At 57.4% G+C, this 13,056-nt stretch carries 12 protein-coding genes and 1 pseudogene; 2 read left to right on the top strand and 11 right to left on the bottom strand.

Going from position 1 to position 13,056, the window contains the following annotated elements:
• Positions 1–530 precede the first annotated feature (530 nt).
• Complete coding sequence (locus BSK43_RS15970) at positions 531–1,397, top strand: helix-turn-helix domain-containing protein (RefSeq protein ID WP_169055414.1); 867 nt, start codon at positions 531–533, stop codon at positions 1,395–1,397.
• On the opposite strand, the gene BSK43_RS15965 is transcribed toward BSK43_RS15970, so the two are convergent.
• Together BSK43_RS15965 and BSK43_RS15960 are read right to left on the bottom strand one after the other, a co-directional pair.
• Positions 1,384–3,084, bottom strand: a complete 1,701-nt coding sequence (locus tag BSK43_RS15965) for an ATP-binding protein (protein WP_169055413.1) — start codon at positions 3,082–3,084, stop codon at positions 1,384–1,386. The two genes, BSK43_RS15970 and BSK43_RS15965, sit on opposite strands and share 14 nt — an antisense overlap.
• Positions 3,081–3,752 (bottom strand): hypothetical protein, encoded by a 672-nt coding sequence (locus BSK43_RS15960; RefSeq protein WP_136686986.1) that lies wholly within the window; start codon positions 3,750–3,752, stop codon positions 3,081–3,083. The genes BSK43_RS15965 and BSK43_RS15960 overlap by 4 nt, the downstream gene beginning before the upstream one ends.
• Positions 3,753–4,010: 258 nt before the next feature.
• Between BSK43_RS15960 and BSK43_RS15955 the strand changes: the two genes are divergently transcribed.
• Positions 4,011–4,553, top strand: a complete 543-nt coding sequence (locus BSK43_RS15955; RefSeq protein ID WP_246662593.1) for a hypothetical protein — start codon at positions 4,011–4,013, stop codon at positions 4,551–4,553.
• Between the two features lie 378 nt (positions 4,554–4,931).
• Here the strand turns inward: BSK43_RS15955 and BSK43_RS15950 are convergent, their stop codons facing one another.
• From BSK43_RS15950 to BSK43_RS15910, 9 genes and pseudogenes are all read right to left on the bottom strand, one after another.
• A complete protein-coding gene (locus BSK43_RS15950) occupies positions 4,932–5,699 on the bottom strand; it encodes a transcriptional regulator (RefSeq protein WP_136686984.1) in 768 nt (255 codons plus the stop codon).
• 26 nt (positions 5,700–5,725) lie between these two features.
• Positions 5,726–6,271: a sigma-70 family RNA polymerase sigma factor gene (locus tag BSK43_RS15945; protein ID WP_077472969.1), complete on the bottom strand. Its 546-nt coding sequence runs from the start codon at positions 6,269–6,271 to the stop codon at positions 5,726–5,728.
• A gap of 89 nt (positions 6,272–6,360) precedes the next feature.
• Entirely contained in the window at positions 6,361–7,104 is a 744-nt protein-coding gene (locus tag BSK43_RS15940) for a superoxide dismutase (protein ID WP_077472968.1), read from the bottom strand.
• 150 nt (positions 7,105–7,254) lie between these two features.
• Entirely contained in the window at positions 7,255–7,848 is a 594-nt protein-coding gene (locus BSK43_RS15935; protein WP_246662592.1) for a DUF3455 domain-containing protein, read from the bottom strand.
• Positions 7,849–8,082: 234 nt separating this feature from the next.
• Positions 8,083–9,315 (bottom strand): annotated as a pseudogene (locus tag BSK43_RS15930) (NAD(P)/FAD-dependent oxidoreductase); the annotation flags it as partial.
• Positions 9,312–10,241 (bottom strand): electron transfer flavoprotein subunit alpha/FixB family protein, encoded by a 930-nt coding sequence (locus BSK43_RS15925; RefSeq protein WP_077472859.1) that lies wholly within the window; start codon positions 10,239–10,241, stop codon positions 9,312–9,314. The gene BSK43_RS15925 and the pseudogene BSK43_RS15930, both read right to left, overlap by 4 nt.
• A gap of 24 nt (positions 10,242–10,265) precedes the next feature.
• Complete coding sequence (locus tag BSK43_RS15920) at positions 10,266–11,015, bottom strand: electron transfer flavoprotein subunit beta/FixA family protein (RefSeq protein ID WP_077472860.1); 750 nt, start codon at positions 11,013–11,015, stop codon at positions 10,266–10,268.
• 16 nt (positions 11,016–11,031) lie between these two features.
• The gene (locus BSK43_RS15915) at positions 11,032–11,892 is read right to left on the bottom strand and encodes a sugar phosphate isomerase/epimerase family protein (protein WP_077472861.1); all 861 of its coding nucleotides are present in this window, start codon (positions 11,890–11,892) and stop codon (positions 11,032–11,034) included.
• Positions 11,885–13,045, bottom strand: coding sequence for a dihydrodipicolinate synthase family protein (locus BSK43_RS15910; protein ID WP_077472862.1), 1,161 nt, complete (start codon positions 13,043–13,045; stop codon positions 11,885–11,887). Before BSK43_RS15910 ends, BSK43_RS15915 begins: the two co-directional genes overlap by 8 nt.
• Positions 13,046–13,056 lie beyond the last annotated feature (11 nt).

Raw genomic sequence — 13,056 nt, 5'->3', positions numbered from 1 at the left:
AGCAAAGAAATATCAAGACAGCCCATAATAGGGATACGGCCGTAAATTGATGGTACCTCATTGTTGTTGATGCCTTACATTTTCAAATGACAGCCGCATATTGAACCCTGATCTCACCATTCCAAAACCACGGCCACCATCGAAAGTGCACATGCTTGCAAGCTACTTCGATGGCTTACAAGCAGGGCGACGACTTAAGGGTATTGCCACTCCCGCAAATACGCGAATCACCACTGCGAAGGCGCTGCGTCCCCACCCGAAACAGAACATTTATACGAGTGCCCCCCCCGATATATTAACCGACAGCCAGACGAGCCTGTCGACTATTCCATTTTTTCTCACAACACCCTCGACAAGACGCCAACTCTTTGGCCTGCCGGCCCGGCCCCTTGCTGTCTTGCAATTCCAACATATGCTCATTGCAATTTAGAACGAAACCGGCTTTGAGTCGCCAAGATCCACTCACAATACGCCCGATATCGCCATGTATACGCGAATATCACGTCTTATCAATATGGGATTTCATGATAATGAGCGAATTTAGCGAGAATATCCCTTCAGTATCCGAAATGCGCTCGGATCATCCAGAAGGCGAAGCCGCCCTCGCCGCACAATGCATCGCTGCACTGCTGACGCGACATGGCATTCCGAAGTATCGCTTCGCCGTGACTGTCTCCGAAATCCTCGGCCTTTCCTATTCCGCCGGAAATCGCCGCCTGACGACGAATGCCTCCTGGTCCCTCGAGGAGTTGAGACGTATCGCCGAGCACTTCGGTGAAACGCTGCAGGAGCTCGTCACACTGAATAACGCGGATGCCCTGCTTGACGCGTCCATTGTCATCAACAATCACATCGTGCCCTGCCGTATCCGATTGGGAAATGTCGTTGGACAAGTACCGCCGGGAACCTTGATTGCCGCCGAGATCGACGGCTCATGGCGTGTCATGCCCGCCGAGGCAAGGTCGGCCATACCCGCACACGCCGTCGCCCGCTTGCTGATCGAACCCACCGCGTCCCGCCGCCGGGTCGCCATTCTCGACGACCATGCCGACACGGCACAGACGATCGTGCATTATATGGAAGCGTCGGGCCTTGATGCTGCCGCCTTCAATGATCCCCATGCCTTGTTCGACCAGACCGATTTCGATGCCTATGTGCTTGACTGGATCATCGAACGAGACGCACGGCGCCAGACGGCGCTGGAGCTGGTCGAGAATATTCGCGCGCGCAACGCGCTGTGCCCCATCATCATCCTGACCGGACAAATCAGGACTGGTAATGCCGACGAAGAGAATATTGCCGCGGCTCTCGCGCAGCACAATCTGAAATTCTTTACGAAGCCGGCAAGCATGCCGATCCTGCTTGCGGCTTTGAATTCGAGCTTCAAAACTGCATGATGGTCCGCAGTTGCTGCTGGCGTATCGGCTTGTTCAAGACCGCGTCGAAGGATGCCAAATCAAGTTTGGCCCCATGATGGGCCGCTGACATTGCGACTAGCTTGGTTTTGTCGCGCAAACCGATCTTGCGGAGCTGCGCCGCCAACTCCAATCCGGTCATGACAGGCATGTCGAGATCGATGAAGATCACTGAGTAAGTGTGTGCGGCGACAAAGTTCAGCGCTGTCATGCCGGACGGAGCGATGTCAGTCGCAAACCCGAGCTCTTCGAACACGGTCGAAAAACCTTTCAGAAGATCGATATGATCGTCAACGACCAAGACCCGCTTCTGAGGGTCTGATGTCGCCTGCAATCGTTCCGTCACTGGGACCGCGGGGATTGCAAGGTCGAATATACTGCCGCCGCCAGAGGGGCTGCTGACGATCATGCGCGCACCAAGTTGCCGCAACAAGGTCTGGACGACGGACAAACCAATACCTCGCCCACTACCAAGGCTGAAGAGCCCCTTCGCAGCGATGCTGTTTTCAAGGACCCTTGATGGTAATCCGGGTCCGGTATCCGTCACGCGCAAAGACAATTCGCCCGCCTTGTCGTCAAAAGGAGCAAGATCCACCTGCACATAGCCTGATGGCGTATATTTAATCGCGTTTGAAACGAGATTATGCAGCAGTTGCGCGATACGCTCACCATCCGCGACGACGAAAACCGCTTCATCGGGGCTTGTGTGCCGCAGTTCTAAATTCTTTGCTTTCGCCGCAGCTTGATAGTTCTCCAGCACATCCCGGACAAGCTCCTCAGCCTCGAACACGCCTGGCTGCAGCTCGATATACCCGGTTTGCGCTCGAGCGAGCGTCAGCATGTCGCGCAGCTGGATGGCCAGACTGTTTGCTGCACGACGGATGCGCGCCGTCAGCTCGCTCCGAGTCTTGACGTCCTGGGGCCGCTCCAGAACATCCAATGCTGAGACGATGACTTGAAGCGGTGTCCTGAGTTCATGGCTGATCATAGCGAGAAAATTGATCTTGTCTGCAACAGCTTCCTCTGCTTCCGCAACCGCGCGGGTTCTGGCAACGATCGCCCACCAGTAAAATATCGAAATAATGACAAAGGACAGAATTGCACAAACCAACAATCCCGCAATCACGAGAATGATGACGTGCCCCGCCCGAATGGTCTCAAAAGACCTTTCCTTTACTTCGCTATCCTGATCCGCCGCAGCTTTGGATATCCTGTTTATAGCGTCGTATACATCTTCTAGCTTAGGGAGTAGCGCCTGGGCATCTGCGGCCGAAATATCGGGTTTTATCGCAGGTAGGACGACCGCCGCGAACTCGGCTAGAGTACGCCCGTCATCCGAAAAGCCAGGGAGTTTCTTGTAACCATCATTTAGCTCGGAAGGCTTTACGATAATATTGATACCCGAAATAAGGACATCGATGTCAAAAGAGAGCGCGTCCGGGTCGCCAGTCGATCCGTCGGCAATGGTCTTCAAATCCAACCTGACAGCCTCAAGCTGCCTTACCACTTGCGCGGTCTTCCAGTAGAAATAATAGGAGTTCTCACCGTCGGTAGAGTTCCAAAGACCATATTCCGCTCTTACAGCGCTCCAGTGATAAGCCACGACCCCCACGCATATGGCGACGATTGTTGCCGGAACGCAAAGCCATGCGAAATGGAATAACCTCATTCCACTTCTATCCCGCATAGCTGCCAAACGAGGTATGCGGCGGCGGCCGGCGTGCCCAACTCCTCCCTAAAACTGTCGCGGGGATACATGACGAAGATCGGTCCGAAATCCCTGATCGTAAGACGGGTTCCATCCTTGGTGGTGGCGAGGATGGTGCCGTATTTCTCCAGATAATCAGCATCCACCTCCACGCTAAAATCATCAAGCGCAACAAGCCGCAGCTTTTTTCCTTTTGCATCGGCTTCGTCCAGGACTTTACTCAACAAGGGTCCCACGAAATCGCTCGTTGGGGTCCATTGAGTTGATGTTGTCACCGTCGATCTCGGCAATGCGAGAAATTCGCGCTCGGACATCTCATAGGTATTATTGGCGGCGTTTGTCGTCTTGCCAATTTGGCCCGAGATCGTCAGGAATACGCCTTGCTTGCAAGACTTTGGAATATGCGCCGCCGCGCTCGCCGGGCCCGTACTCAACCAAATGCCAACCAACAAAAATCCGAACGCGCTTACTAACTTTTTGGACATATTCATAGACCCCGCAACCAGTTTGCACTCTGGCATAAATCGGGCCAATTTCGAAGAATATTCATATCCTTGTTGCGACGGATCGTTCGGAACGGACGGCCAGCAAGCGCCGACCAAAACCAATTCCATGTGGTTGACGTTCATACGAGCCACGAGCCGCGGGAACTGCTTCAATACAAGAGTCGATATGGCCCTGTCTCATCATCCAGCGGACATCAAAATTTCTGCAGACCCCGATGACACTTCCCTCAATGATCCGTATGTTCCGCTGGTTGGCGGATTCCCGTCCGTTGAAGCAGATGCATCAAGCGAGGCCGCTGGAACATGATTTCCGTCTTTTGTGTCCTGCGATCCGGTGGTGAATACAAAGCCGAACATGCTTTGCGCTTGCATAGGCAGGTGATGGATCATTTGCCAGATGCGGATTTTCGGTGTCTTTCCAATATTGAAGTCGCCGGCGTTCGCACTCTACCGCTGATCTATGATTGGCCAGGCTGGTGGTCGAAGATGGAGCTCTTTCGCCCGGAGATATCCGGCGACATTCTCTTCATGGATCTGGATACCTCAATTGTCGGAAGCCTAACCGATATCGCCTCGGCCAACCAACTCGCCCTGATGCGCGATATCTATCGCCCGGATGGCCTGCAATCATCGATCATGTTCTTACCGGCAGCCGCGCGGAAGCAGATTTGGGCCGAATGGATTGATCGGCCGAAACACTGGATGGATATCTACCAAAAAGGCGGTGACCAGGCATTTCTGGAGCAGTTCTGGCTCGACCACGCCGCCAGATGGCAGGATCTATTGCCTGGTCAAATCGTCTCATGGAAGTCGCATGTCCGAGAAGCGCTTCACGATGACGAAAGTGGAAACGGGTCGGTGCCGAATGGCGCCCGAGTGGTCATCTTTCATGGCAAGCCGCGCCCTTGGGATATTGGATGGTAGCGCCCGTTTGGTCACAGGCGTAGGCCCGTAAATGCGGTTATCGACAGCAGCAAATGCGTGGCTAGACTGCGCGAGGCTGGAAGTCGCATGGTCCGCGAAACGCGAACCTTGCGCGCTTGGATATGATAGTTCGAACACACCAGAATGAAGAGGCTTTTTAGATTTGGTTCGCGACAAATGCAGGTCTTGAAGGGCATAGAACCCACAGCCTCCTAAGAGGCAGTAAAATATCGTTGGATTTTTCAATTATAACAATTACTTAAGGCGCTGAAAAGCGATGTCCAGAATTATGGAACTATCTGAGCGGTGCTTGGCTAAGACACCTTAGGAAAGCCGATCAATCCCGAAGAGCCTGAGCCAATGCAGTGTAAAGGCGTATCAGCCAAGACCGTTAAGGCTACGCTGAAGCTGACCTGCTATCTCTTCAAGCTGGTCCGGTGGGTTACGGCCGATCACCATGAACGAATGGTCAGCACTCGCCCAGAAAATGATATTCATCCCAAGTCGCTCTTCTTTTTGAAAATCGGTTTTCCCAGCGCTGGTATGCGTGACGCAGAGGGCAATCGGACCATATTTCGGGTCAAGATAGGCAATCTGTGCCAGCGGCTTTTTATTGAATGTCAGCAGTTGAGCGCGCTTGAAGGGAATACCGGAAATCATCAGACCTTGCGTGGTCAGCGGCAGCTCCATGACGCTGGCCACTCTGGCAATCTGGTCCGCCTTGACTGCGGGATCGTCACTCAGATTACTCAGCGTATCCGCAGAATAGAGCTGCATGTAATCGGCAACCACAGCCCTCCAATTCTGTGAGGATGCCGCCTCGCCCGATGACAGAAGTCGGACCAGGCCTCCACCTGCCACCGCTCCCGCTATGAGGCAGGCAGCGGCAAAGAAGCGACGTCGATCGAGCAAGGCAGCGTTTTGCTTAATCTCGCCCGGCGCACTGAGATTAGATTTCATGCGCTCAACGGGCGCTTCATCCAGCAGAGCAGTGAAGGCAGCACGCATCGAAACGGAATTCGATGCCAGGAATTCGAAGCGCTCGCTAAACGCGCTATCCCGGTTCAAGCGATCTTCCACCGCCAATTTTGCTGCGGCATCCAGTTCGTCATCGAGATAGGCGACAATCAACTCGTCGGCGGACATCGCGGTCAGATCAAGATCTCTAGACATCAATCTCTCCCTTCCTGGAGCAGCGGCTGTCTTGTCGCAGCGACGATATCGGCAAGTCTTGCACGCGCATTCGCGAGACGGCTCATGACCGTGCCGATCGGAATATCGAGGACTTCGGCGATTTCTTTGTAAGAGAGACCTTCGACATAGGCCAGAAATACGGCGTTTCGCTGTGCTTCGGGAAGCCCGTCGACGAGCTTCAGAACCTGATTGGCCATCAGACGCGTTTCGCTTTCATATTCACCGTCGACGACGAGCGCGCAATCGGCATCGATGATCCCTCCCCCCAAGCGAATACGCCTGGATCGCACTTCGTCGATCCAGATCGAATGCAAGATCGAAAACAGCCACCGATCAAGCCGCGTGCCAGGCGTGTATTGCGCTGATCGTTCAATCGCCCTCAGGCATGTGGCCTGCACGAGATCTTCGGCCACGTCCCGTTGCCGGGATAGGACATATCCGTACCGCCAGAGCCTTCCCAGATGGTCAACAAGACCATTCTGCACCTCTTGCTGAGCTGCGTGGAGTTTGCGATCAGCTATCAAGACACGCTATCCTCATGCTGTTGAACCCTGCCGAGCCTGGCGCAAGGCGGCCAACCGTTGGAAGCCGGTCGCCTTGCCTGCGGCTTCGATCATATCGTCAATTTGCCTTGCCGGGCTGCGGCATAACGCTCATCAATCTTCGTCCAATTGACAACCGTCCACCACGCCGAAAGGTAGTCCGCACGACGGTTCTGATAGCGTAGATAATAGGAATGCTCCCAGACGTCGTTGCCAAAAAGAACACGCTTGCCTTCCATCAGCGGCGTATCCTGATTGGGCCGAGCCTCGATGCCGAGCTTGCCTTCCTGCGTGACTGTCACGAATACCCAACCCGATCCGAAAATCTTGGCCCCCGTCGTGTTGAAAGCCGTCTTCAACTGATCGAGACCGCCAAAATCGCGCTCGATCGCGGCAGCGGCTTCGCCGGCAGGTGCAGTGCCCGTGCCGCCCATGATTTCCCAGAACATGCTGTGGTTCACATGGCCACCGAGATTGTTGCGAACTGTGGTCCTGACAACGTCGGGCACCTGATCGAGATTTGCCAGCAAATGCTCCATGGGGTGATCGGCGATTTGCGGTGACTGCTTCGCCGCCGCGTTCAGATTTGCCACATAGGCGGCATGATGCTTGTCGTGATGCAGATGCATCGTATCGGTATCGATCGCTGCCTCGAGCGCATCATAGCCATAAGGCAGGGACGGCAATTTGAACGGCCCCTCACCGCCATCCGTGGCTGCACTTTGTTGCTGCGCCGTCGCAATACGGGTTGTGGTGATGGTTGCCAGGGCGCCAGCCGTTGCGGCAATCATATGCCTGCGGGTAAGATTGAACATGGTCGTCTCCTTTTCCTGGAAGCTGATTTTGGCGTAAGGGATCTCCTTCCGCAGTTAAGGCTGCGGTTGGATTTTCTGGAATTTGGAATGCTGGACGCGGAGAGGCCTTTCGCATGGGCCAGCCTCGGTTCGATCTTGAAAGTCAGCCGTTCAGTGCGCCAGGAAAACATAATCTGCGCTATAGGGCTCCAGATGCAGATCGCCCGCCTTGTCGCAGGCTCCGCTGAAGACTCCGCCTTTGGTGTTCAGCCGCTGCACCGTATCCACCCTCGACAGATTTCCGTCGCCGCCATGCTCGACGACATCGAGGCGCAATAGAGGGATGTCCTTGTCGGAGGCACCTTGAACCTGGGCGATGACTTTGCCCTTGATCCGTGAACCATCGGTGAACTCCCAGCCAGGTCCGGCGAAATGACGCCCGATGGTCTTGCCGTCCGACATCAGTGTCGCTAACGGCTCGCGGAACTGCCATGCGGTTTTGCCGGCTTCGTCCGCCTTGCATTCGTAGATCTGCACGCCCACCGCGTGGGCCTGCCAGACGATCTTGGCGTCTCCCGCGCCTATCCCATCGGGAAGCGGCGCTGCGGCCGCGCCGACCGCCGAGGCCAGTGTCAAAAGTGCGATCAAGCCAATGATGATATAGAGAACCGCGGGCATCAGCCGCTCTCTCCTGACTGTACGCCGAAGGATCGTCACCTTCGCTACGGCAATATTCGACCCATCCTGCCGGTGATATCTCGTCATCGTCACATCTTCCCTTCGTGCAAAGCGAACACTTTCGCTTCGTTTCAGGCAGTCAACGGAGCAGTCGGGTTTTTATTCACGCCGATCGAAAAGATTCGTTGCCTGGGCCGGCTCCATATCGGCGCTGGCTGATCTCGATAATGATCGAGGTAGCGGGCTGGCAGTCACCCGAGAAGGTGAAGCCTGAGAAGACAGCTTGCCGATGACAGACGAGATCTGGCCGCTGCTATCGATCATGTCGAGGCCACCAAGCGCCACGCCGATTGCCGTGCCGAACTTCGACCACAGTGGCTTGACGTTTCTGACCCGCTTCAGGTCCTTGCCGATATCCGTCTGGCGCCACTCGTTCTCGATCTCGATGACTTCGTCATTGGCGCGACCGGCAGCAATCGCCTCGGCGATCCTGTCCGCCGCCAGCATGCCCGACAGCACCGCATTGTGGCTGCCCTTGATACGGGGAACATTGACGAGGCCGGCCGAGCAACCGATGAGCGCGCCGCCGGGGAAGGTCAGCTTCGGCACCGACTGGTATCCGCCCTCGGTGATGGCGCGCGCACCATAGGAAATGCGCTTGCCGCCCTCGAAGGTGCCGCGGATCGCTGGATGCGTCTTGAAGCGCTGGAATTCCTCGAAGGGATAGAGATAGGGGTTCTTGTAGTTCAGGTGCACGACGAAGCCGACGGCAACCAGATTGTCTTCCAGATGATAGAGGAACGAGCCGCCGCCCGTCTTCATGCCGAGCGGCCAGCCGAAGGAGTGCTGCACGAGACCCTTCTTGTGGTTCTCGGGCTTCACCTGCCAGAGTTCCTTGATGCCGATGCCGAACTTGGGCACATCGCTGTCCCGCGCCAGATCGAATTTGGCAATCAGCTGCTTGGCAAGCGAGCCGCGCACGCCCTCGCCGATCAGCACGTATTTGCCGAGCAATGCCATGCCGCGCGTATAGTTCGGGCCTGGTTCGCCGTTCTTCTCGATGCCCATGTCGCCGGTGGCCACACCAATGACGGCGCCTTCGTCATTATAGAGCACTTCCGTCGCCGCAAAGCCGGGATAGATCTCGACGCCGAGGGCTTCCGCCTTTTCGGCCAGCCACCGACAGACATTGCCGAGCGAGACGATATAATTGCCGTGATTGTTCATCAGCGGCGGCATCAGGAAGTTCGGCAGGCGGATGCAGCCGGCGGGGCCGAGGAGCAGAAAGTGATCCGAGGTCACCTTGGTCTTGAAGGGATGGCCCTCCTCCTCGCGCCAGTCGGGCAGCAACCGGTCGATGCCGATCGGATCGACGACGGCGCCCGACAGGATATGCGCGCCGACCTCGGCACCCTTTTCGAGCACGACCACAGTCAGATCCGCGTTGATCTGCTTCAGTCGGATTGCCGCTGACAGGCCAGCCGGACCGCCCCCGACAATCACAACGTCGAATTCCATGCTTTCGCGTTCCGGAAGATCCAGCACCGTTGTCATGCGGTCTTTTGCAGTTCGGGGAGCGCTTCGAAGAGGTCGGCGACGAGGCCGTAGTCGGCGATCTGGAAGATCGGGGCTTCCTCGTCCTTGTTGATGGCGACGATGACCTTCGAGTCCTTCATGCCGGCCAGATGCTGGATAGCGCCGGAAATGCCGCAGGCGATGTAGAGCTGCGGTGCCACGACCTTGCCGGTCTGACCCACCTGCCAATCGTTCGGCGCATAGCCGGCATCGACGGCGGCGCGCGATGCGCCGACGGCAGCACCGAGCTTGTCCGCGACCGGAAGAATGACTTCCTTGAACTTTTCGGCCGAACCGAGTGCGCGGCCGCCCGAGATGATGATCTTGGCCGAGGTCAGCTCCGGACGATCAGACGACGACAGCGCATCGCCGACGAAGGTGGAAAGACCGGGATTGGCTGCAGCAGACACCGTCTCGACCGAAGCCGAGCCGCCTTCGGCAGCCGAGGCGAAGGAGGCGGTGCGCACGGTGATGACCTTCTTGGCGTCGGTCGACTGCACTGTCTGGATGGCGTTGCCGGCATAGATCGGCCGCTTGAAGGTGTCGGCGGAAACGACTTCGATGATTTCCGAGACCTGGGCGACATCGAGCAAGGCGGCAACGCGCGGCAGCACGTTCTTGCCGACCGAGGTGGCCGCGCCGATGATGGTGTCGTAGGAATCGGAAAGCGATACGATGAGGGCTGCCAGCGGTTCCGCCAGATTGTTGGCGAGGCTTGCATCCTCGGCAACCAGCACCTTGGAGGCGCCCGACAGTTTTGCCGCCTGCTCGGCCGCAGCCTTTGCACCAGCACCCGCGACGAGCACGTGAACGTCGCCGCCGATCTTGGCGGCAGCTGTCAGCGCCTTGGCGGTCTGGTCGGAGAGGTGGGCATTGTCGTGATCAGCCAGAAGAAGAATGGCCATGGTGAAGTTCTCCCCTTCCTATCCTCAGAGCACGCCGGCTTCGGTCTTGAGCTTTTCGACCAGCTCGGCAACCGACTTGACCTTGACGCCAGCCTTGCGGCCACCGGGCTCTTCCGTCTTCAAGACCTTCAGGCGCGGCTCGGTCGAGACGCCGAAATCGGCCGGCGACTTCTTGTCGAGCGGCTTCTTCTTCGCCTTCATGATGTTCGGCAGCGAGGCATAACGCGGTTCGTTCAAGCGCAGGTCCGAGGTGACGACGGCCGGGAGCTTGACTTCGATCGTCTGCAGGCCGCCATCCACTTCACGCGTCACCTGGGCCTTGCCGTCACCGATCTCGATCTTCGAGGCGAAGGTCGCCTGCGCCGTGCCGAGCAGGGCCGCCAGCATCTGGCCGGTCTGGTTCGAGTCGTCATCGATCGCCTGCTTGCCGACCATGATGAGGCCAGGCTGCTCGGCTTCCGCCACACCCTTCAGGATCTTGGCGACGGCGAGCGGCTCGACGGCATCGTCGGTCTCGACCAGGATGGCGCGATCCGCACCCATGGCAAGCGCGGTCCGCAGCGTCTCCTCGGCCTTGGCCGGTCCGATCGATACGACCACCACTTCCTCGGCCTTGCCGGCTTCCTTCAGCCGCAGCGCTTCCTCAACCGATATCTCGTCGAACGGGTTCATCGACATCTTCACATTCGATAGCTCAACGCCCGATCCATCCGATTTCACACGGATCTTCACGTTGTAATCAACCACCCGCTTTACTGGCACGAGAATCTTCATGATGAGCTCTCCTGAATCAACACACCGCACGGAAGCGATCGACGAGGACATCGAGGACATCGTTCGGATCGCGCTTCCACCAATTGTCTTTTGAAAACACTTCGACCTCGCAGAGGCCGCCATATCCGGCGGCTTCGACGGCGCCTCTAATGCCGCGAATATCGGCGACGCCATCTCCCATCATGCCGCGATCGAGCAGAACGTCCTTTGTTTCCGCAAGCCAGTCGCACAGGTGAAAACCGAATATCCGATTGCCGCCTGCCCGCTCGAGTTGGGCAGCCAGTTCGGTGTCCCACCAGACGTGATAGACGTCGATGGCGACACCCAGATTCGGCGCCGCGACGACGTCGCAAAGGCTTACCGCGTCCCGCAGGGTTACCAGGCAGGAACGGTCGCCACCATAGACTGGATGCAGAGGCTCCAAGGCGAGCTTCACGCCGGCCGTTTCTGCGTAGCCGCACACGTCGGACAACCGATCGGCAACAATCTTCAGGCTCTCGGCCATCCCCTTCGTGCCAGGCTCGACCCCGCCCACGACAATGGTAAGAACTTCGGCGGTCAGATCGGCCGCCATGTCGACTGCAGATCGGAAATCATCGAGCACCGCCTGCCGTCCCACAGGGGCAAGTGGCCCGACCAGAAAGGGTGCCCGGCAGAGCCCGGTGACGGACAAGCCGGCCTCTCGTGCTCTCCTGCCGATCGACGCGGCATTGGAACCGATCTCCCTTCGCCAGAAAACCACGCCGCCGAACCCGCGGGCAGCGCAGCTATCGATCACCTGTTCCGGCGACCATCCCGCTCCGAAGCCCTCGACATTGTGCCCGAGAGTAGCCGTGTTCAGCGCGAGCGCCGAGTGATCATTCGAGAAGTCACGCATTTCCTTCGACCCCATAGATGGCAAGGAATTGCTTGAACCGATGAATCGCAAGGTCTGGATCGCGCAAAACACCGCATTGATCCGCCAGCTTGAAGACTTCGGAGAAATACGGCAGCGGTCGCATCGCCTGATTGCCGTTGAGCATGATGAAATGTTGCTGGAACCCATTGAGCCAAGCGAGGAACACGACACCGGTCTTGTAGAACTGTGTCGGCGAGCGGAAGATCGTACGTGCGAGCGGAACCGTCGGATCGAGCGTCTGATGGAATCCCTGCTTGTCTCCGCTTGCAAGTTGCGACATGGCAAAGGCTGCGGCCGAGGCGAGCGGATCGAATATACCGAGCAAGGCGTCAGAAAACCCGACATCGTCGCCGGAAATCAGTTCCGGATAATTGAAATCATCGCCGGTGTACATCTTCACACCCGGCGGCAGGAGCCGCCGCATGCGGATTTCCTTGTCCTTGTCGAGGAGCGAAATCTTGATGCCATCCACCTTGGCAGCATTCTCGCCGATGATCTCCAGGCAGGTTTCCATGGCCTCATCGAAGTTCGCGCCACCCCAATATCCGGCAAGCGCGGGGTCAAACATGTCGCCGAGCCAATGCAGGATCACCGGTCGATCGCAAAGCGCGAGTGCCTTTCGATAGACCCTTACATAATCCTGAGATCCCTTCGCGGAGGCAGCAAGCGCCCTGCTCGCCATCAAAATGACATCGCTGCCAGCAGCCTGCACCGCTTCGATCTGGTTGGCGTAGGCGCGGTCGACGTCATCAAGCGAGCGTACGTCTTTTGGGTCGAGATGATCGGTCCCCGTGCCACTGTAGACCAGCGCGTCGGGAAGCTCGGATTTTGTGCGGCGAATGAGTTCGAGTGCGCCTTTCCAGTCGAGCCCCATCCCTCTCTGGGCCGTGTCCATCGCCTCGGCGATCCCGAGACCAAGACTATGAAGATGGTGCCTGAAAGCCATTGTCGCGTCCCAGTCGATGGGAGCGTCGCTGCCTGGGTTTGACTGTGTGAAGGGATCTACGACGACGTGGGCTGCCGAGAAAACGCGGCGGTTGAACGCCCTCGAATAGTCACCGGCCGGCAACGGCCGGGCGACGAGTTCATAGGTCTCGGTGCGCCCCGTTTCATTGGGTATAGCAATACGCATCTTTGGTACCT

It is taken from the genome of Rhizobium sp. P44RR-XXIV (assembly GCF_001999485.2).
In the GTDB taxonomy this organism is placed as follows: domain Bacteria; phylum Pseudomonadota; class Alphaproteobacteria; order Rhizobiales; family Rhizobiaceae; genus Rhizobium.
This window is presented reverse-complemented; position numbering and strand designations above follow the sequence as displayed.

Bases quoted from the DNA above. Each gene is read 5' to 3' on its own strand.
- BSK43_RS15970 (WP_169055414.1), top strand. From the start codon at position 531: ATGAGCGAATTTAGCGAGAATATCCCTTCAGTATCCGAAATGCGCTCG.
- BSK43_RS15940 (WP_077472968.1), bottom strand. From the start codon at position 7,104: ATGTTCAATCTTACCCGCAGGCATATGATTGCCGCAACGGCTGGCGCC.
- BSK43_RS15910 (WP_077472862.1), bottom strand. From the start codon at position 13,045: ATGCGTATTGCTATACCCAATGAAACGGGGCGCACCGAGACCTATGAA.
- BSK43_RS15950 (WP_136686984.1), bottom strand. From the start codon at position 5,699: ATGTCCGCCGACGAGTTGATTGTCGCCTATCTCGATGACGAACTGGAT.
- BSK43_RS15915 (WP_077472861.1), bottom strand. From the start codon at position 11,892: ATGCGTGACTTCTCGAATGATCACTCGGCGCTCGCGCTGAACACGGCT.
- BSK43_RS15920 (WP_077472860.1), bottom strand. From the start codon at position 11,015: ATGAAGATTCTCGTGCCAGTAAAGCGGGTGGTTGATTACAACGTGAAG.
- BSK43_RS15935 (WP_246662592.1), bottom strand. From the start codon at position 7,848: ATGACGAGATATCACCGGCAGGATGGGTCGAATATTGCCGTAGCGAAG.
- BSK43_RS15925 (WP_077472859.1), bottom strand. From the start codon at position 10,241: ATGGCCATTCTTCTTCTGGCTGATCACGACAATGCCCACCTCTCCGAC.
- BSK43_RS15955 (WP_246662593.1), top strand. From the start codon at position 4,011: ATGGATCATTTGCCAGATGCGGATTTTCGGTGTCTTTCCAATATTGAA.
- BSK43_RS15960 (WP_136686986.1), bottom strand. From the start codon at position 3,752: ATGAACGTCAACCACATGGAATTGGTTTTGGTCGGCGCTTGCTGGCCG.
- BSK43_RS15965 (WP_169055413.1), bottom strand. From the start codon at position 3,084: ATGAGGTTATTCCATTTCGCATGGCTTTGCGTTCCGGCAACAATCGTC.